At 68.0% G+C, this 17,483-nt stretch carries 18 protein-coding genes; 4 read left to right on the forward strand and 14 right to left on the reverse strand.

Annotation, left to right across the window (positions count from 1 at the left end; genetic code table 11):
- Nucleotides 1-87: 87 nt before the first annotated feature.
- The 12 genes from MLG87_RS13185 to folE form a co-directional block, all read right to left on the reverse strand.
- Nucleotides 88-285, reverse strand: a complete 198-nt coding sequence (locus MLG87_RS13185; protein ID WP_243295613.1) for a hypothetical protein — start codon at nt 283-285, stop codon at nt 88-90.
- Between the two features lie 51 nt (nt 286-336).
- Nucleotides 337-822: a YaiI/YqxD family protein gene (locus tag MLG87_RS13190; RefSeq protein WP_243295614.1), complete on the reverse strand. Its 486-nt coding sequence runs from the start codon at nt 820-822 to the stop codon at nt 337-339.
- Nucleotides 819-1,352 (reverse strand): NADPH-dependent FMN reductase, encoded by a 534-nt coding sequence (locus MLG87_RS13195; RefSeq protein ID WP_243295615.1) that lies wholly within the window; start codon nt 1,350-1,352, stop codon nt 819-821. The genes MLG87_RS13190 and MLG87_RS13195 overlap by 4 nt, the downstream gene beginning before the upstream one ends.
- Complete coding sequence (locus MLG87_RS13200; RefSeq protein ID WP_243295616.1) at nt 1,352-1,576, reverse strand: hypothetical protein; 225 nt, start codon at nt 1,574-1,576, stop codon at nt 1,352-1,354. The genes MLG87_RS13195 and MLG87_RS13200 overlap by 1 nt, the downstream gene beginning before the upstream one ends.
- Complete coding sequence (locus MLG87_RS13205; RefSeq protein WP_243295617.1) at nt 1,573-1,959, reverse strand: DoxX family protein; 387 nt, start codon at nt 1,957-1,959, stop codon at nt 1,573-1,575. The genes MLG87_RS13200 and MLG87_RS13205 overlap by 4 nt, the downstream gene beginning before the upstream one ends.
- Nucleotides 1,960-2,086: 127 nt before the next feature.
- Nucleotides 2,087-2,761, reverse strand: coding sequence for a DUF2278 family protein (locus MLG87_RS13210; protein WP_243295618.1), 675 nt, complete (start codon nt 2,759-2,761; stop codon nt 2,087-2,089).
- A gap of 279 nt (nt 2,762-3,040) precedes the next feature.
- The gene (locus MLG87_RS13215; protein ID WP_243295619.1) at nt 3,041-3,340 is read right to left on the reverse strand and encodes a YciI-like protein; all 300 of its coding nucleotides are present in this window, start codon (nt 3,338-3,340) and stop codon (nt 3,041-3,043) included.
- 166 nt (nt 3,341-3,506) lie between these two features.
- Nucleotides 3,507-3,824, reverse strand: coding sequence for a hypothetical protein (locus MLG87_RS13220; RefSeq protein ID WP_243295620.1), 318 nt, complete (start codon nt 3,822-3,824; stop codon nt 3,507-3,509).
- A 75-nt stretch (nt 3,825-3,899) separates the two neighbouring features.
- A complete protein-coding gene (locus MLG87_RS13225; RefSeq protein WP_243295621.1) occupies nt 3,900-5,897 on the reverse strand; it encodes a fibronectin type III domain-containing protein in 1,998 nt (665 codons plus the stop codon).
- A 167-nt stretch (nt 5,898-6,064) separates the two neighbouring features.
- On the reverse strand, nt 6,065-6,523 hold the full coding sequence (locus MLG87_RS13230) for a hypothetical protein (RefSeq protein WP_243295622.1): 459 nt from the start codon (nt 6,521-6,523) through the stop codon (nt 6,065-6,067).
- 118 nt (nt 6,524-6,641) lie between these two features.
- Nucleotides 6,642-8,612 (reverse strand): fibronectin type III domain-containing protein, encoded by a 1,971-nt coding sequence (locus tag MLG87_RS13235; RefSeq protein ID WP_243295623.1) that lies wholly within the window; start codon nt 8,610-8,612, stop codon nt 6,642-6,644.
- Nucleotides 8,613-8,698: 86 nt separating this feature from the next.
- The gene (gene folE / locus MLG87_RS13240; protein ID WP_243295624.1) at nt 8,699-9,274 is read right to left on the reverse strand and encodes a GTP cyclohydrolase I; all 576 of its coding nucleotides are present in this window, start codon (nt 9,272-9,274) and stop codon (nt 8,699-8,701) included.
- A 268-nt stretch (nt 9,275-9,542) separates the two neighbouring features.
- On the opposite strand from folE, the gene purM reads away from it, so the two are divergent.
- The 3 genes from purM to MLG87_RS13255 all read left to right on the forward strand — a co-directional run bounded on the left by purM (nt 9,543) and on the right by MLG87_RS13255 (nt 13,645).
- Nucleotides 9,543-10,580 carry a phosphoribosylformylglycinamidine cyclo-ligase gene (purM, locus tag MLG87_RS13245; RefSeq protein WP_243295625.1) on the forward strand — a complete coding sequence of 346 codons (1,038 nt, stop codon included), beginning with the start codon at nt 9,543-9,545 and terminating at the stop codon, nt 10,578-10,580.
- A gap of 159 nt (nt 10,581-10,739) precedes the next feature.
- Nucleotides 10,740-12,494 carry an NAD-dependent malic enzyme gene (locus MLG87_RS13250; protein WP_243295626.1) on the forward strand — a complete coding sequence of 585 codons (1,755 nt, stop codon included), beginning with the start codon at nt 10,740-10,742 and terminating at the stop codon, nt 12,492-12,494.
- Between the two features lie 95 nt (nt 12,495-12,589).
- Nucleotides 12,590-13,645, forward strand: coding sequence for an acyltransferase family protein (locus tag MLG87_RS13255; RefSeq protein WP_243295627.1), 1,056 nt, complete (start codon nt 12,590-12,592; stop codon nt 13,643-13,645).
- Here the strand turns inward: MLG87_RS13255 and MLG87_RS13260 are convergent, their stop codons facing one another.
- On the reverse strand, nt 13,646-15,088 hold the full coding sequence (locus MLG87_RS13260) for a helix-turn-helix domain-containing protein (RefSeq protein ID WP_243295628.1): 1,443 nt from the start codon (nt 15,086-15,088) through the stop codon (nt 13,646-13,648).
- Between the two features lie 154 nt (nt 15,089-15,242).
- Here MLG87_RS13260 and aceA point away from each other — a divergent pair, with 154 nt between their 5' ends.
- On the forward strand, nt 15,243-16,517 hold the full coding sequence (gene aceA / locus MLG87_RS13265; protein ID WP_243295629.1) for an isocitrate lyase: 1,275 nt from the start codon (nt 15,243-15,245) through the stop codon (nt 16,515-16,517).
- A 29-nt stretch (nt 16,518-16,546) separates the two neighbouring features.
- On the opposite strand, the gene MLG87_RS13270 is transcribed toward aceA, so the two are convergent.
- On the reverse strand, nt 16,547-17,437 hold the full coding sequence (locus tag MLG87_RS13270; protein WP_243295630.1) for an alpha/beta hydrolase: 891 nt from the start codon (nt 17,435-17,437) through the stop codon (nt 16,547-16,549).
- Nucleotides 17,438-17,483: the final 46 nt, after the last annotated feature.

Consider the following 17,483-nt stretch of genomic DNA (forward strand, 5'->3'; position numbering starts at 1 on the left):
GACTCCTGGAAGGCCCTTCGTTCTACCACGGCGCGGGCTGCCGAGGCGGTGCGAACCCCGGTGCCGGCCCGGGGGCAGTCTTGGGGCCTACTCGGAGGCCCGTTCGGAGTCCTGGTCGGGAGTCTGGTCGCCCCCGGGGGTCTCGTCCTGGCCTTCGGCGTCCGGAATGTCGTTGCCCTGGGCGTCCTTCTTCAGCGCCTTCTTCTGCAGCTTCTCTTCCTTCTTCTTCTGGCGGGCCAGGTCCTTCTGCCGCTTCTCGAAGTTGTAGTTGGGCTTTCTGGCCATGGCGCGTCCGATCTCGAAAAAGGTTGAAGCCTGTGAAGCCCTTTCCTTAGTCTACCGCCTCGTCCGCCGGAGCGCCTGGATGAGGTCGTCCAACCTCTGCAGGAAGGTGGAGCGGTCCTTCGCGCTGAATGGAGCCGGGCCCGTGCCCAGCTCGCCCATGGCCCGCAGGTGGCCCATCAGCTCGCGGCTGGCCAGGGCATCGCCGATGGAATCCGGCGTGTAGACGCGACCCCGCGCGTCCAGGGCCCGGGCGCCTTTTTCGAGGCAGCGGGCCGCCAGGGGGATGTCGGCGGTCACGGCGATATCCGAGGCCGTGATGTTCGCCACGATCCAGTCGTCGGCGCCGTCGAACTGGCCCCGGGCCACCACCACGGACTCGAACAGGGGATGGCGCGGTACCCGCAACGGCGTGTTCGAGACGAGGAACACCTTCAGCCCACAGCGCGAGGCCACCCGGAAGACCTCCTCCTTCACCGGGCAGGCGTCCGCGTCCACGAAGATGCGGATGGCGGGGGCCTCGACGCTGATTCCGGTCATGCGGCAGCCCCGGCGGCGATCAGGGCCTGGACCGCCGCCGCCACGCGGGCCGCCTGGGCGGGATCCGCCAGGCGCCCCTCCGCGTCCAGGCCCGAGGCGGCCAGGGTGAGGCAGAGCGAGGCCTCCGGTACTACCCGCGCCGACATCACCGCCAGCGTGTGGGCCAGGGAGGCCTGGGCCTTGGCGCCGCCCTCCGGCGAGGGCGAGGCGCTCCAGGCCGCCGCGGGCTTGCCCACGCAGGCGCCCGACGAGACCACCCACTCCAGCAGGTTCTTCAGCACGGCGGGCATGGCGTGGATGTACTCGGGGGTGCAGACGAGCAGGGCATCCGCCGCCTGGATCCGGGCCCGCAGATCGGCCACGGGCTCCGGCGCGGGCTCGACGTCGCGCTCCGGGCTGAAGTGGGGCAGGTCGTCCAGGCGCTCCCAGAACTCGAACGCGGCCTCCGGCGCCAGACGGGCGGCCTCTCGCAGCAGCCGCGTGTTGAGGGAGGCCGCCCGCAGGCTGCCGGCCAGGGCGAGGATCCGCATCAGTCCTTCCGCCGCCACACGAGGACCGTGCCTGCGGCGATGGCCGCGAACCCAGCCCAGGCCGGGATGCGCAGGGTGTCCTTTTCCTTCAGGGTGAACTCCAGGGGACCCAGCTTGGCGTCGTGGGCGTCCTTCGTGTAGCTGAACTCAGGCCAGGCCAGGGCCGCGGCGCCCAGGGCGATGAGGGCCAGGCCCGCGAGGGACTTGAGGGTGGCGGCCTTCATGCGGTCTTGTCCAGGCACCACTTCACGCCACCCTTGGCGGCGATGAAGAGGAACAGGAAGCAGAACACCACCGCCAGCTCGCCCTTGTTCACGGCGGGCCAGAAGGCGGCGCCGAACTGGAACTTCCAGTGGAACTGCATGTAGGCCACCGCCATCATGCCGCTGCAGAGGAAGGCCGCCAGCCGCGTCTGGAAGCCCGCCAGGATCGCCAGGCCGCCCACCAGCTCGATGAGGCCGCCGATCCAGAGCTGGGAACCCACCGGGGGCTGGAAGCCGCTCACCACCCCGAAGATCTTCTGGAGCCCGTGGAACGCCAGCAACAGGCCCGACACGATGCGCAGCAGCGCGTAGGTGTGGTCCGAGTACTTGCTGAGCCATGTCATGGAAGTCCCCTCCGATGGGTGTGAAAACATTCTGGACCTGGAGGCCGGATCCGGACAGGGAACTCTTCCCCCGGTTTGCGCTCGGATCCCGCCTGTTATCCGGCTCCGTGAAAACAATGCGCGGCGGTCAGGGGATCGGGTGCCCGCTGGTGTCGGTCTGGTAGGCCTGGGTCTTGAACTTGGTCAGGAATGCCACGATGGAATGATCCTTTTTCTCGATGATCACCCCCCCATCCTGCCAGATCCCGTTTTCTGACCACCACTGCGAACCGGAAGGGTCTCCTTGGTTCTGATGGATGTTGTGGACGCCCAACCCGCCGTAGGTGAAGGGTTCCCCGAAGATGAAAAGTCGCGTGGAATCATCAAGAAGCGGTTCGAGCACCGCGAGGGCATCGATGCTGGTGCCAGCCTTCCAAGGGGGATTGATCCAGACGTTGAACCAGCGCCGCAGTGCTTCGAGAATAGGGTCAAAAATAATGAAGATAATGTTGCAGCCTTTTCGGTGAAATGCTGCGGTCCTGATGTTGTCCAGGGCCCCAGACGTGTCATTGCAGATCAGGGTGTGCCAGCCATTGGCCATGGCGAACACACCTTTCATGTCCGCTTCTCCCAGGGGAACCACGCGCCACTGGATTCCGTCGTTCGTCATCTTGGTGTCGACGTCGACGGCGCAGTGGTAGAGGCCGGCCGGCGTCGAGACATAGACGTTATCGTGATAATACTGGCCATAGTTGTTGATAGGGTCGCGTTGGTAATGATCCAAGGTTCCAATGACGACGCCGTAGCCGTTGGGAAGGGGCACGCGCACCTCCGAGAGGGTGGTTTGGCCAGGTTCGTGGAAGCGCTGAATGTGCGAATGAGAGCGGCAAAAGATTGTTGCCTGTCACCCGCGCCTAACGACAAAAGGGGTGGCGAGGAGGCCTTGAGGCAGATCGATGGCAAGCATGGAAACCTTGGGGATAAGGTCTCGAAAGATGTGGATGCTCGATCGACAAGCTAGGCAGAAAATGACCCGGAACAAGCCCGCGAGATCGCCGGATTCGAACCGGTGGAATCGGAAGAGGCTGGTGGGTCCAGGAACCTACGCGTGCACCGGCGTGGCCGCGTCCGCGCCGACCACGGTGATCCAGGGGCGCACCTGCCAGCGATGCACCAGGCCGTGGAGCACGTAGGGATCCGCCGCGGCGAAGCGCTGGGCCGCCGCCGGGGAGTCCCCCTGGAAGAGGAGGACGGACATGTCCACGGGATCCGCCACCGCCCCGCCCAGCACCAGCTCGCCCCGCTCATGGGCGGCCCAGGCCAGGGCCAGGTGCTCCTTCCGGAATTCCCCTCGGCGATCCACATATTCCGGACCGACCTCGTAGATCAGGAGGTAGTGCATAGATGCCCCTCATCGATGGGAGGCGGTCGTCATGACAGCCGCATCCACCGGAAAAGATGGAGCAAGATGCCTCGCGGTTCCATCGTGTTTTTCCACGACTATCGCCGACCGCAAAGGCTGTCGACCTTCGAATGACAATGCCTGCTGGGCCCGATAAGGTCGCCCCTCAGCCCTTGGCGCCAGGCTCCTTCTTGACGGCCCGCCGCCGGCGGTCCGGCTTCTTGGCCTTGGCGGCCGGCTGGGTGGCGTTGTCGTACAGGTGTTCCAGGCGCACCGCCTTGGCCGAGGTGTCCGCCGCCTTGTGGATCTCCTTCAGCACCGAGGCCACCAGGTCCAGGTCCGCCGCGTCCCCCTTCAGAAGCTCCTGGAAGGCCGCTGACTTCAGCGCCTCCAGCCGCTTCGACGACCGCTTCCCCGCCGCCCAGGTCAGCAGCTTGGAGAACAGCTCATAGCCGAGCTTGAGTTCAGGGGTGGGGAGGGGCATGGCAGAAGGGTAGCCGAAGGGATGCGTCAGGGCCTGTCCATCCTCTGGCCCCGGGGTCTTCCTTGGGTTGCAGAGCTATTCGTGCAAGTCCACCATGGCCGTGTTGTATGCGGAGGGCCTCACCAGGATGTGCAGATGGTTGGCTCCGTCGAAGGCGACCTTGAAATAGGGATAGGCCAGGTCGCCCGGAGGGATCGGCATAAGGCTCTCCACCCAGCCTTGGGGTGTCTGAGTGTAGAGGTAGAGGCCATTCGTCGTGGCGACGACGGCCGCGACGCGGGTGCCATCCGGGCTCAACGCGACACTGGCCTGGGTGATGCCCATATGGGGGAAGGACCGCAGGAGGGTCGGGGCCTGCCACGCGCCTCCCACCTTGGCGAGCACCCAGAAAGCGTCATTCAGGGGGTTCGCCGCATCGGCGACCTGGAAGAACGTCCAGGCGGTGTCGGTGCCCGCCCACACCCCGTCGGCGAAGGCATAGCCGCCCCCCCAAGGCCGGGTGTCCGGCAGTGTCTGGGTGGACCAGGTCCCGTCCGCATGGCGGTCGAGGGCTCGCAGATCGGACCAGGTGGGGATGAGCGCGTGCAGCGTGCCACCGGGGTCCACGGAGAGCCGCAGGGTGCCGTTGTACCAGTCGGTCGTACCGGCGGGGAACAGGGGCTCCTGGGTCCAGGCCCCATTGATCCATTGATGAAGGGCCAGGCCCGCGAAGGCCCCTTTGGTGGTGCCCGTATCTTCGAGGACCCGGGGTATCCCGGCCTGGTCCAGGATGAAGGCGCCCCTCGGGAAGGTGTAGGTCGGCGAGGTGGCCAGGTGACGGATCACCTCGGACTGCCAGGCGGTCCCATCGAACCAGGCGTGAGTCAGGTCCTCCGCGATGGAGGAGGTGGCCAGGTAGACCGCGTGGGGTCTCGACTGGGGGTCCAGGGCGAGGGGGGCCGTCACCGCGTAGGCTCCTCCACCAGCGGTCGGGACGGTCCAGCTGGTCCAGTTGCCCCAGGTGGTGGCGGGGATGGCCAGTGGCGAGGTGACGCCAAGGGCCCAGAGGCCGGCCGGGGACAAAGCCGCGACGTCGGTCTGGGGGCTGCCCGCCATGGGGGTGGATGCCAGGGTGGGCGCCCCGGTCGGATTGATGGGGGCCAAGGTGACCCAGGGGCCGGTGGTGGACAGGGTTCCGCTTGTGACCACAAGGGTGTAGGTGTAGTAACCCAGCGAAAGCCCCGTGTCCTGGTAGCTCGTGGCCGTGGGCGGCAGAGTGGCCAGAAGGGTGCTGGCGGTCCCGACACTGCCCCGGAGCACTTGGATCTGGGTGGCAGTCTGGCTCCGGTTGACCCAGCTGAGCCCGATCGCGCTGGCCAGGGGCTGCGCCGACAGTCCCGTGGGGGCGAGAGGCGGGATGGCCACAGGCTGGGTCGGCCCGGTCGTGCTGCTCGAGGTGGAACCGGACCACGCGGTCACGCGGTAGCGGTACTGCAAGGTCTCGTCCAGGTTGGCGTCCGTGTAGTGGGACCCGAGGGCATAGCTCGTCGAGAGCGCCGTCCAGGGCCCTGTGATTGTCCCGGCGCCATCGCAGACGGCCCGTTCCAGGACGTAGCGGTCTGCCAGGAGGGACGGAGTGTCCCAGGACACGTAGACGCCTCCATCAGAGACCGAGTACCAGGCCGAGATCGTCTGCGGCGCCTCCAGAGGAAGGTGGATCTCGGCGATGTTGGAGAAGGAACCGCCGGTCCCATTCCGGACGGCCTGGATCCGGAAGCCGATCTTCGCCAGCTCCGGAGGCTTGGACGTAAAGGTCACGAGAACGCCGGTGGTCGCCGCCGGGATGAGGGTGTCATTCAGCTGGGTGAAAGAACCCGTGCCCACCTGCGCTTCGAGGTTGTACCCGTCGATGGGGGTGGAGGGGGGCGTCCAGGTCAAGGTGACCTGGAGCTGCGTCGGGTCATAGGTGGCCTGGAGCTGGACGGCCGCCGGGCCTGCGGGGACCGGGGGAGCGGAGGTGGTTCCCCCGCCGCCGCCTCCGCAGCCGGTGAGCAACAGGCTGAACACGAGGCTGAGGCCCCGGATCCGATTCATGACATTTCCCATGGGCGGAGACACCTTGGGAGGCAGCATATCGGCATCCGGCCTCCGGAAGCCTCCACACCGCCGAACAGGGGATTTCAGGTGCCGAATGGTAGGGCCGTGGGCCAGGGGTCCCCGGAGGAAAGATGGTGGGGGTGGGGTCGAACGGGGGATCGAGTCTATTGGGTCACTTTGTAGACGTTACCGGCCGCATCGGTTGCCACGCCTAGCAACGGCGAATCTTTGGGAGCACCCCGATAGAATTCCAGCTGAAATTCGGAACCTTTGTCGCCCGTAATTTTGGATTTACCGCGCCACTTGGATCCGAGGACGTGTCTGGTGAAATAGCCCTCTCCATAAACAAGATCCCAGTAGCTGGCCAGGTTGGAACCTGCTTGGTCCTGAGGGATGGGCTCCCATGGCCCTTTGCATGATTCTCCGCTGGGTAATTGAAATGATATCGAGCCCGAGCCGATTCCCGTTGAGAATCCAGTGATAGCCGCATTCGGGTGCTGATTGACCATGGGACCTTTGACCGGGTGAAGGTAGAGCTTCGGGGTCAGATCCGGAATGGGCGGAATGCAGGCGGTAGATGCCAATAGACAAATGGAACCAGAGACGGCGCCTAGCATCTTCATGTAGGTCTCCCTTGGAATGAAATCTAGTGATAAGACAACCGGGTAGATGGAGTAAATCTAACGAACAAACAGAATGGAATCACCCGCTGAGCGGGGCCGCGGGTCCGCAGCCCAGGGGTCATTCGTGCAGGTCCACCAGGTTTCCGCTGAAGATGGAAGGCTTCACCAGGATGTGCAGGCGGTTCGCGCCGTCGAAGGCGGCTTTGAGGTAGGGCAAGGGCTGGGCGTCCGGGGGGATCGGCAGCAGACTCTCAACCCACCCCTGTGCGGCGGTCCAGGTGTTGAGGTACAGGCCGTTCGTCGTGTTGAAAACGACCGCGACCCGTGTCCCGTCCGAGGACATGGCGATGGAGGCCGAAGCTGTGCCCGGGTGAGTGAACGACTTGAGGAGGACGGGCGCCTGCCAGACGCCAGCCACCTTCTGCATGGCCCAGAAAGCGTCATTCGAGGGGGTGGTGAGGTCGGGAGTCTGGTAGATGGCCCAGGCCGTGGCGGAGTCCAACCAGACGCTGTCCTCCAGGATGTAGTAGGAGGTCGAGGGCAGGCTGTTGGGCAGGGTCTGGGCGGTCCAGGTTCCATCCGCATTGCGGCTGTATTCCAAGGTGCTGGAATAGGTCCGGACGAGGGCGTGGGGGGTGTCCAGGGCGTCGAGCGCCAACTGGGGCACACCCGTGAACCTGGTGGTGTTGGAGGGGTCGATGGATTCGTGGATCCAGGTCCCGGACACCTTGCGCGAATAGGACAGGCCCTGGATGATGCCACCTGGACCTGTATCGTGAAGCACCTGGGGGGTGCCGGTCGGATCCAGGTTGAATGACGCGGTGAGCACCTGGTTGACCTGAGGGTTCGCCAGCACGGTTTCGGTGGTCCACCCGCTGCCGTCGTACCAGGCATGGACCAGGGTGTCCTCGGTGGGGCTTTCGGTGTAGTAGAGGGCGTGGGGTCTCGCCTGGGCGTCCAGGCGCAGGAATTCCGGGGAGACGTAGCTGTTGCCGGAGGGGGACCAGGCAGGCCAGGTCCCCCAAGAGACGGGCGGGATGGATAAGAGGCTGGCTTGTCCAAAGGCCCATTGCCCATCGAGGGTCATCGCGGAGGCTTGGATGGAAATGCCCACGCTGGGCAAGGCGGCCTGGGACAGGACCGGCGCGTTCATGGGATTGGCGGGCGCTGCCAGGAGGTCCGGGCTCGTGGTGATGCTCCGGCTGTCGGATACCTTCAGGCTGTAGGCGTAATAGCCGAGGGACAGTCCGGAGTCCTGGTAGGAAGTCGCCGTGCCCGGGAGGGTGGCGATGACGCTGGCCCCGGGGATGCCCGGAGTGTACCGGAGCACTTGGATCTTGGTCGCCGTGGTGCTTCGATTCACCCAGCTGAGTGCCACCGCGCCGGGCAGCGACTGGGCCGCGAAGGCATCCGGCGCCAGGGGGGGGACGTAGATCGTCTGGGTGGGTCCGGTGATGGGGCTCGAGAGCCCACCAGTCCAGGCGCTGATGCGGTAGAGATACCCCAGGCTCTCGTTCAGATCGCTGTCCGTGTACTCGGAGGCGAGCGGGGTGGTCAGCGGGAGGGTCGTCCAGGCCCCCGTGATCTGACCCGTAGCGTCGCAGGTGGCCCGCTCCAGGACCAAGTGGTCGGCGATCTGGGATTGGGAGGCCCAGCTGACCCAGATGCTCCGGGTCGAACTCTGGTAGGCGGAGCCGACGTAACTCGGCGGGGCGATCGGGATCTTGATCTCCGCGACGTTGGAATATGGCCCCTTGGTGCCATTCCATACGCTGCAGATCCGGAAATCGAAGGTCCCGAGTTCGGGAGGCGTTGACGTGAACCTGAGGGAGGCCGTGGTCACGCCGCCGAAGATCGGAGTCTGATTGATCGGAGCATAGGCGCCGGAGTTGTAGCTGTATTCCAGGTTGTAGCCGTCGATATTACTGACGGCTGCGGTCCAGGTGAGCTTGATCTCGACCTTGTAGGGATCATAGGTCGCGGTGAGCTGAGGGGCTCCGGGCGTGACGGGGCTGGAGGACCCGCCGCCCCCGCCGCAGCCGAGCAGCATCAGACAGAAGGCCAAGCCGAGGCCGAGGGCGCGCGCCATGGGAATCTCCGTGGGTCCGGGAACAGAGAACCCAGCATACCCAGGCCCCGGATCATCCCCGCCGGCTTCCGCCGAACGGTATCGGATCAGCCCCTGAACGGTGCAGGCGGATTCGTCTCCCAGGCACCGCCCAGGAGGGTGGTGCGGACGGGGACGCCGGGGGTCTTCACGCCGCGGTGGGCCATGCAGGTGTGGACGGCCACGAGGTCCACGCCCCAGGCGGCGGGGCGGAGGTGGGTCTGGAGGGCGTCGGCGATCTGCCGGGCCATGCGCTCCTGCACCTGCAGGCGCCCGGCGTAGGCCTGCACCACGCGCACGAGCTTGCTGAGGCCCACGGTGCCGCCGCCAAACGGTGGATTGGCGGGCAGGTAGCCGATGGTGGCGTGGCCTTCGAAGGGGGCCAGGTGATGCTCGCAGGTGCTCACGAAGGGGATGCGCTCCAGGATGACGGGCACCGGGGCCAGGTCGCCCGGCAGGGGCTTCAGCTCGGTGGCCAGGTCCACGCCGTAGCCCGCCAGCCGCTCGGCCCAGAACTCCGCCACCCGGGCGGGGGTGTCCCGCAGCTCCGGCGCGTCCGGATCCTGCCCCAGGCCCTTGAGCAGGGCGCGGACGGCGGCCTCGGAGGCGGCGCGGTCGAAGGAGGGGGAGGGGGCGTCGGCCATGGTGCGGCCAGTCTACGCCGGTTGCCGGGTGGTTTCCGGCGCGGTTGATGCTTCAAAGGGAAGGGAGGCCCGCCATGCTTCGCGCCCACGCCCTCGATCCGCACCGCGCGCCGCGCATCCTGGCCGCCTGGATCGTGGCGGCCCTCCTGGCCTGGCTGCTGCTGCGCTGAGGCCTTTCGCCGCACGCGGTGCGTTCCACCGCACCTCGCGAGGCCGGCCGGTGGCAGGCCGTCCGCCTTGTGGGACAATGGCGGATTCGGGAGAGGTCATGAGCGAAGCCAAGGTCAGCTACGCGTCCAGCGGCGTGGACATCAACCGCCAGGACGAGGCCCTGAAGCGCATCAAGCCCCTGGTGAAGGCCACCAAGACCCCAGGCGTCCGCAGCGACATCGGCCTCTTCGGCGGCCTCTTCAGCGCCCAGTTCCCCGAGGCCAAGCCCATCCTCGTCAGCAGCATGGATGGCGTGGGCACCAAGATGAAGGTGGCTCGGCGGGCCGGCATCTGGGACACGGTGGGCCAGGATCTGGTGAACCACTGCATCAATGACATCCTGGTGCAGGGCGCGCGGCCCTTGTTCTTCCTGGATTATATCGCCGCCCAGCAGCTGGAACCCGAGGTCATCGAGCAGATCGTCAAGGGCATGGCCACGGCCTGCCAGGCGGCGGGCTCGGCGCTGATCGGCGGCGAGCTGGCGGAGATGCCCGGCGTCTACGCCGAGGGCGAGGTGGATGTGGCCGGCACCATCGTGGGCGTAGTCGATGAGGCCGACCTGCTGCCGCGCCTCGACGCCATGGCCGAAGGCGACGTGCTCATCGGCCTGCCCAGCTCGGGCCTGCACACCAACGGCTACTCCCTGGCCCGCAAGGTCTGCTTCGAGCTGGAGAAGCTCGATGTGAACGACAAGGTGCCCGGGACGGATCGCACCGTGGCCGATGCGCTGCTGGCCATCCACCGCAGCTACCTCAAGCCCGTCATGCCCCTGGTGAAGGCCCACCAGCTGGTGGCCATGGCCCACATCACCGGCGGCGGCCTGACGGACAACATCCCCCGCGTACTGCCCAAGACCCTGGACGCCGAGATCGATACGGCCAGCTGGGAGATCCCGGCCCTGTTCCGCTTCCTCATGGAGAAGGGCGGCCTGGGCATCGACGACGCCCGCCAGGCCCTGAACCTGGGCGTGGGCATGGTGCTGGTGGTGAAGCCCGAGCTGGCCGGCGACGTGCTGGCACGGCTGCACGAGGCCGAGGAGCCCGCCTGGGTACTGGGCCGTCTGGTGAAGGGCGCGGGAATCGTTCGCTACCGCTAGATCGTCAATTGCTGGCCGGGCCGGAATCGGGAACGCATATTGGGGCGTTGCCCGGGTTTCCGGCCGCCTCCCCCTGCCCGCGGGAAGGCTCTCCGAGGGGGCGGACCGCCTTCATGGCCCTTGCCATGGAGGAGTCCCTGCCCCGGCGGAGGAGGTCCCATGGAACGCTTCGGCGTGGAATGCGAACCCAGCGGGAAGCAGCGCCTGGCCGTGCCCTTCCGGGGCGTGCGGCTCCTGCGCAACCCCATGTACACCAAGGGGACGGCCTTCTCCCAGGAGGAGCGCCTCACCCTGGGCCTGGATGGGCTGCTGCCCCACGCAGTGACCAGCATGGAGCAGCAGGCCCGGCGGGTGTACGCCAGCATCCAGCGCAAACAGGACCCGCTGGAGAAGTACATCGGCCTGGCGGCCCTCCAGGACCGCAATGAGCACCTGTTCTACCGGGTGCTCATCGATCACATCGAGGAGTACCTCCCCATCGTCTACACCCCCACCGTGGGGCGGGCCTGCCAGGAGTTCAGCCACATCTTCCGCCGGGCGCGAGGCATCTGGATCACCCCCGAGCACCGCGGCCACATCGCGGACGTGCTGCGGAACGCGGCCTTCGACGACATCCGGCTCATCGTGGTGACGGACAACGAGCGCATCCTCGGGCTGGGGGACCAGGGCGTGGGCGGCATGGGCATCCCCATCGGCAAGCTGGCCCTCTACACCGCCGCCGCGGGCATTCCGCCCTGGCAGACCCTGCCCGTGAGCCTGGACGTGGGCACGGACAACCTGGACCTGCTGGAGGACGAGTTCTACCTCGGCTGGCGCTCCCGCCGCCTGCGGGGCCCTGAGTACGACGCCCTGGTGGACGAGTTCGTGCAGGCGGTCCGCCAGGTCTTCCCCAAGGCCCTGCTGCAGTGGGAGGACTTCAAGAAGTTCAACGCCTTCCACCTGCTGGACCGCTACCGGAAGGTGCTCACCAGCTTCAACGACGACATCCAGGGCACGGCCGCGGTGGGCGTGGCGGCCCTGCTGGCCGGATCCCGGGCCACGGGCACGCCCCTCCGGAGGCAGCGGATCCTCTTCCTGGGATCCGGCGCGGCGGGCATCGGCATCTCCCGCCTGGTGCGCTCCACGCTGCGGCGGGAAGGCCTCGAGGGGGAGGATCTCGTCCTGGCCATGGCCAACCTCGACGTGCAGGGACTTCTGGTGGAGGACGATCCCAGCCTGGATCCGCTGCAGCGGGACTTCGCCTGGCCGGTGGCCCTGGCCGAGCGCATGGGCCTGGGCCGCGGTCAGAAGCGCGACCTCCTCTCCGTGGTGAAGGCCTTCAAGCCCACCATGCTCATCGGCACCTCCGGCACCGCCGGGGCCTTCACAGAGGAGGCCATCCGCGCGATGGCCGCCCAGGTGGAGCGGCCCGTGGTGCTGCCCATGTCCAACCCCACCAGCAAGGCGGAGGCCAAGCCAAGGGATGTCCTCGCCTGGACCGAGGGCCGGGCCCTGGTGGCCACGGGCAGCCCCTTCGATCCGGTGGCCTACGAGGGCCGGGAATACCGCATCGGCCAGAGCAACAACGTCTTCATCTTCCCGGGCGTGGGCCTGGGCGTGCTGGTGGCCGAGGCCTGCGAGGTGACGGACGGGATGTTCGCCGCCGCCGCCCGGCAGCTGGCGGAAGAGGTCCGGCCTGAGGATCTGGCGGCGGGGAGCCTCTTCCCGCCCGCGGCCCGGATCCGGGAGGTCACGGCCCACGTGGCCGCAGCCGTGGTGCGGGAGGCTCGGGAGATGGGCGTGGCAGCCCGGTCCCTGGCCGATGAGGACATCCCCGGCGCCGTCGCGGCGGCCATGTGGAACCCCTGCTACCTGCCGGCGGACCCCGCGCCGGAACCCGCCTACGAGCGGCACCAGGAGGCCACCCTGGCCTGAGGGCAACAGATCGGCACAACCGGATGGTGGCCAAGGCGGGCCATCGGTGGTCCACTGGCCCCTGACCAGGGAGGACGGTTCTGACCAGCGCACCCGTGGAAGCCCGTCCCGCCCGCCCCACGCGACTGGGCCTGCTGGACCCCCTCCGGGGCGTCCTGGCCCTGTGCGTCGCCGTCTACCACCTGGGCGTGTGGTTCGACATCTCCCAGTCGGGCGGCGGCGCGAACATCGCCATGGCGCGCCTGGGGAACTACAGCGTATCAGCCTTCTTCGTGCTGAGCGGCTTCGTGCTGTTCCGCACCACGCCCTGGCGCCGCGTTCGGAAGGAGGGGCCGGGCCGCTTCTACCTCCGGCGCTTCCTGCGCCTGGCGCCGGTCTTCTACCTGGCCTGCGCCCTGAACGTGATCTTTCATCTGGGCATGGGCCCCGAGGTCTCGCTCCGCTTCCTCCTCGAGAACCTGACGCTGACCTTCGGCGCCATCCATCCCAACCACGCCCTGGTGACCGGCGGCTGGTACGTGGGGCTGGTGGCGCTGCTCTACGTCACCTATCCGGCCCTGGCCTGGCTGCGGGAGAGGGCCGGGCTCCCGTTCCTGATCACCCTGGCCCTGGGCCTCTGGGCCTGGAGCCTGCCCTCCACCCTGCACGGCGTGATGGGACAGCCCCAGTGGAACCGCTTCCACACCTACGTCCTGGCGCCGAACCAGCTCTTCCTCCTGGCCTGGGGCGCCCTGCTTGCGGGGCTCCACGAGACCACGGAGCGGCGCCTGGATCCGCGCTGGGCCCTCCTGCTGGCGCTGCCGCTGGTGTGGATCCTGGTGAAGCCCACACCCCAGTTCTTCGACCACCTCGTGGCGCTCACGGGCTGGCTCCGCTACCGCTACCTGCTGGCGGTGACGGGCCTGGTGGCCCTGGCGGCCTTCACACGGGACGGCGAGCCCGGCTGGTTCGGGAAGCGCCTCGCGAGCCTGGGCGCCTGGAGCTACGGCCTCTACCTCCTGCACCCCTTCACCATGAAGCTGGTGGCGCCGCACCTGGCCGGGCGGTTCGGCTTCGCGCTGTCCCTGGGCCTGGCCCTCGTGGCCGCCTGGGCGGTCCACCGGTGGATCGAGGAACCCATGGGCAAGCTGGGGCGGGGCGCGAAGGGCTGATCAGGCCCCGCCGATCCGCGCGTAGAAGCTGGTACGGCGCAGGTTCTCCTCGACCTTGAAGGCCTGCTGCAGGGGCGGGAAGGCGCGCTGCTCGCAGTCCGTGCGCTCGCAGAGACGGCAGGTGACGCCGATGGGGACGGGGGGCTGGTCCAGCCGCAGGCCATCGGCGTAGATCAGCTCCTTGGCATGACCCATCTCGCAGCCCAGGCCCAGGGCCTGCATGGCGTGCTGGCCCCGGTAGCCGCCGGTGTCCTTCTGGATGGTGCGGGCGATGCAGAAGTACTTGCGGCCATCCGGCATCTCGCTGAGCTGGGTGCGGATGAGGCCCGGGGTGAGGAAGGCGGCGTGGGCGTTCCAGCGGGGGCAGGCGCCGGAGAACCGTGCGAAGCGGATGCCCGAGGCCGAGAAGCTCTTGGAGATGTTCCCGGCGATGTCGATGCGCAGGAAGTGGAAGGGCACACCTTCCAAGCCCGGCCGGCGCAGCGTCGTGAGCCGGTGGCAGACCTGCTCGAAGCTGGCCTGGAAGCGCCGGGCGAGGATGTCGATGTCGTAGCGCTCGGCCTTGGCCGCCCGCAGGAAGCGCTCGTAGGGCATGAGCACGGCCCCGGCGAAGTAGTTGGCCAGGGCCACCCGGGCCAGGGCCTTCGAGGCGTTCGTGCGCAGCAGGGGGTGGTCCGCCAGGCGGTCCAGCAGGTCGCCATGGTCCAGCAGGGCCAGCTGGTGGGCGAGCTGGAAGGTCCGGCTCCGCTGGGGCAGCAGCTCCGAGAGGCTGAGGACGCGGCGCTCGGGGTCGAAGCGGCGCAGCAGGCCGGGCCCCTCAGAGACGCGGTGGATGCGGATCTGGACGTTCCGGGCCTCGAAGGCCGCCGCCAGGGCGGGGTAGGGCTGGTCCGCGTCCAGGCCGGCGCTGGCACAGAGCTCCTCCGCCGCCGACTCCAGCTCGGGAAAGTGGTTCATGGCCTGCTGGAGGAAGTCGCCCACCTCCTCGGAGGGCAGGCGCGTGGCCTCGGGGTCGAAGCCCTGGCCGTCGCTGAGCTTGTCCGCCAGCGTGTCCAGGCTGTCCTGGCTGTGCTGGTAGGCCCGGTACAGCTCGAAGACCCCCCGGGCCAGGGTGGGGCTGTTCTGCACCAGCTCCCGCACGTCCTGGGCCTGGAGCCCCAGCGATTCGAACAGGGGATCGCCGAAGGCCTCCATGAGGTCGTCGGACAGGCGCTGGTCCTCGTCCGGCGCCAGGGCGCGGAGGTCCAGGTGGAACTGCTGGGCCAGGCGGATGAGCAGGGGGGCCGTGAGGGGTCGCTTGTTGCCCTCGATGAGGTTCAGGTAGCTGGGGCTGATGCCCAGGGCCTCGGCCAGCTGGACCTGGCTCAGGCCCTCCTGGCGGCGGAGGAGGCGGATCTTGGCGCCGAGGCGGGCGGCGGGCTTGGTGGGGGCGGCGGAGGGCATGGGGACCTCGTTTACATCAATTTACAAAATCAATGAAAAGAATTGACTGAAATTTTCAGTTCAACCCCTGTCAAATCAGCCGTTGGTTGACTCACGAAAGAATAGGTCAATCTTTGACATCACGCCACCCCCAACCCCCATCCCGAGGTGCCCCATGACCCCCAAGTTCCCCATCCCCCCCATCGAGGACGACCTCCAGGCCCATCGCTGGGAGGGCATCACCCGGCCCTACAGCGCCGAGACGGTGAAGAAGCTCCGCGGCAGCCTCCGCATCGAGCACACCCTGGCCAAGTTGGGGGCCCGCAAGCTCTGGAAGCTGCTCCAGAACGAGGAGCCCACCCGGGCCCTGGGCGCCCTCAGCGGCGGCCAGGCGGTGCAGATGGCCAAGGCCGGCCTCAAGGCGATCTACTGCTCCGGCTGGCAGGTGGCGGCGGACGCCAACCTCTCGGGCCAGACCTACCCGGACCAGAGCCTCTACCCCGCCAACTCGGTCCCCGCCCTGGTGAAGCGCCTCAACGGCGCCCTCCAGCGGGCCGACCAGGTCGAGCACGGCGAGGGCGGCGTGAGCCGCGACTGGTTCCTGCCCATCGTGGCGGACGCCGAGGCCGGCTTCGGTGGCCCCCTCAACGCCTTTGAACTCATGAAGGGCATGATCGAGGCCGGCGCCTCGGGCGTCCACTTCGAGGACCAGCTCTCCAGCGAGAAGAAGTGCGGCCACCTCGGCGGCAAGGTGCTCATCCCCACGGGCCACTTCATCCGCACCCTCGTGGCGGCCCGTCTGGCGGCGGATGTCATGGACACGCCCACCCTCATCATCGCCCGCACGGACGCCGACTCGGCCCGCCTCATCACCTCCGACATCGACGAGCGGGACCGGCCCTTCCTCACGGGGGAGCGCACGGCCGAGGGCTTCCATCGCATCACCGGCGGCGTCCAGATGGCCATCGCCCGCGCCAGGGCCTACGCGCCCTACGCGGACCTCATCTGGTGCGAGACCTCCACGCCCGATCTGAAGGAGGCCCGCGAGTTCGCCGAGGGCGTCCACGCCGCGTTCCCGGGCAAGCTGCTGGCCTACAACTGCTCGCCCTCCTTCAACTGGAAGAAGAAGCTCTCCGATGAGGAGATCGCCACCTTCCAGCGCGAGCTGAACGCGATGGGCTACAAGTTCCAGTTCATCACCCTGGCGGGCTTCCACAGCCTGAACCACGGCATGTTCGAGCTGGCCAACGCCTACCGCACGGAGCACATGACAGCCTACGCGCGGCTGCAGGAGGCCGAGTTCGCCGCCGAGGCGCGGGGCTACACGGCCACCAAGCACCAGCGCGAAGTGGGCACCGGCTACTTCGACGAGGTGGCCCAGGCCGTCAGCGGCGGCCTGGCCTCCACCCTGGCCCTGGTAGGTTCAACCGAGGCCCAGCAGTTCCACTAGGTCCCGGTGGTTTGGCTGAAGCGGACGCCCTACTTCGGGGCGTCCGCTTTCTTTTCCTCGGCGGCCGGGCCGCCGGTCATGCCCTCGGGCGAGGCGGGAGCGGCAGCCTCGGCCCGGGCCGGGGCGGAGACGGCCGCGTACCTCTTCCCCGTGTGGTGGTAGGTGAGGTATTCGCCGAAGTAGACGGTCATGAGGTCCGAGCAATCCTTGAAGTAGGCGAACCCGTGGTCCTTGCCCTCCTTCAGGTCCACGGCCACGCCGGGCAGGTCCTTCACGACCTGGGCGTTCTCGGCGGCGTCCTTGTCCTCCATGGAGGCCAGCACCAGGACGGAGGGCCGGCTGCGGAGCACGGCGCCCTTCAGTCGATCCCGGGCGTTGTCCCCGAAGGCGGCGGTGCCGGCGGGGCTGAGGCTGAGGACGGCCAGGGGCTTCACTTCAGGGGCGGCCAGGAGCACCGCGAAGGCGCCCACACTGGAGCCGGCCAGGCCGATGCGGCGGCCATCCACGCCCGGCTGCTTGCGGAGCCAGGTGGCGGCCTGGGCCAGGTCGGCGGGGATCTTGTCGAAGCCCACGGCCTTGGCCGAGGCCGTGAAGTCGGGGCTGACCCGGGTCTCGGTGCCGTCCTTCATGGTGCTCTCGCCGTGGCCGCGGAGGTCCAGGGCCAGCACGCCGATGCCCCGCGCCAGGAGCTTTTCGGTGAGGGGCGCCCAGCCGGCCCGGTCCGAGTGGAACTGGTGGGCGAGGATCACCACGGGGACCTTGGCCTTGGGCTTGGCGGCGGGCAGGGTCAGCGTGCCCCTGAGGGCGAAGCCGTCCGAGCTGGTGAGGGCCATCTCGGTGGAGGCGGCGGCCAACGGGGAAGCCAGCGGAGCGGCCAGGATCAGGGCCGCGAGAGGAGCCAGCAGGCGGGGTGTGCGCATGGGGACCTCGTGAAAGTGCCCCACTCTAGCACGCCAAGTTCCTGGG

The organism is Geothrix mesophila (assembly GCF_022808835.1).
Lineage (GTDB): Bacteria > Acidobacteriota > Holophagae > Holophagales > Holophagaceae > Geothrix > Geothrix paludis.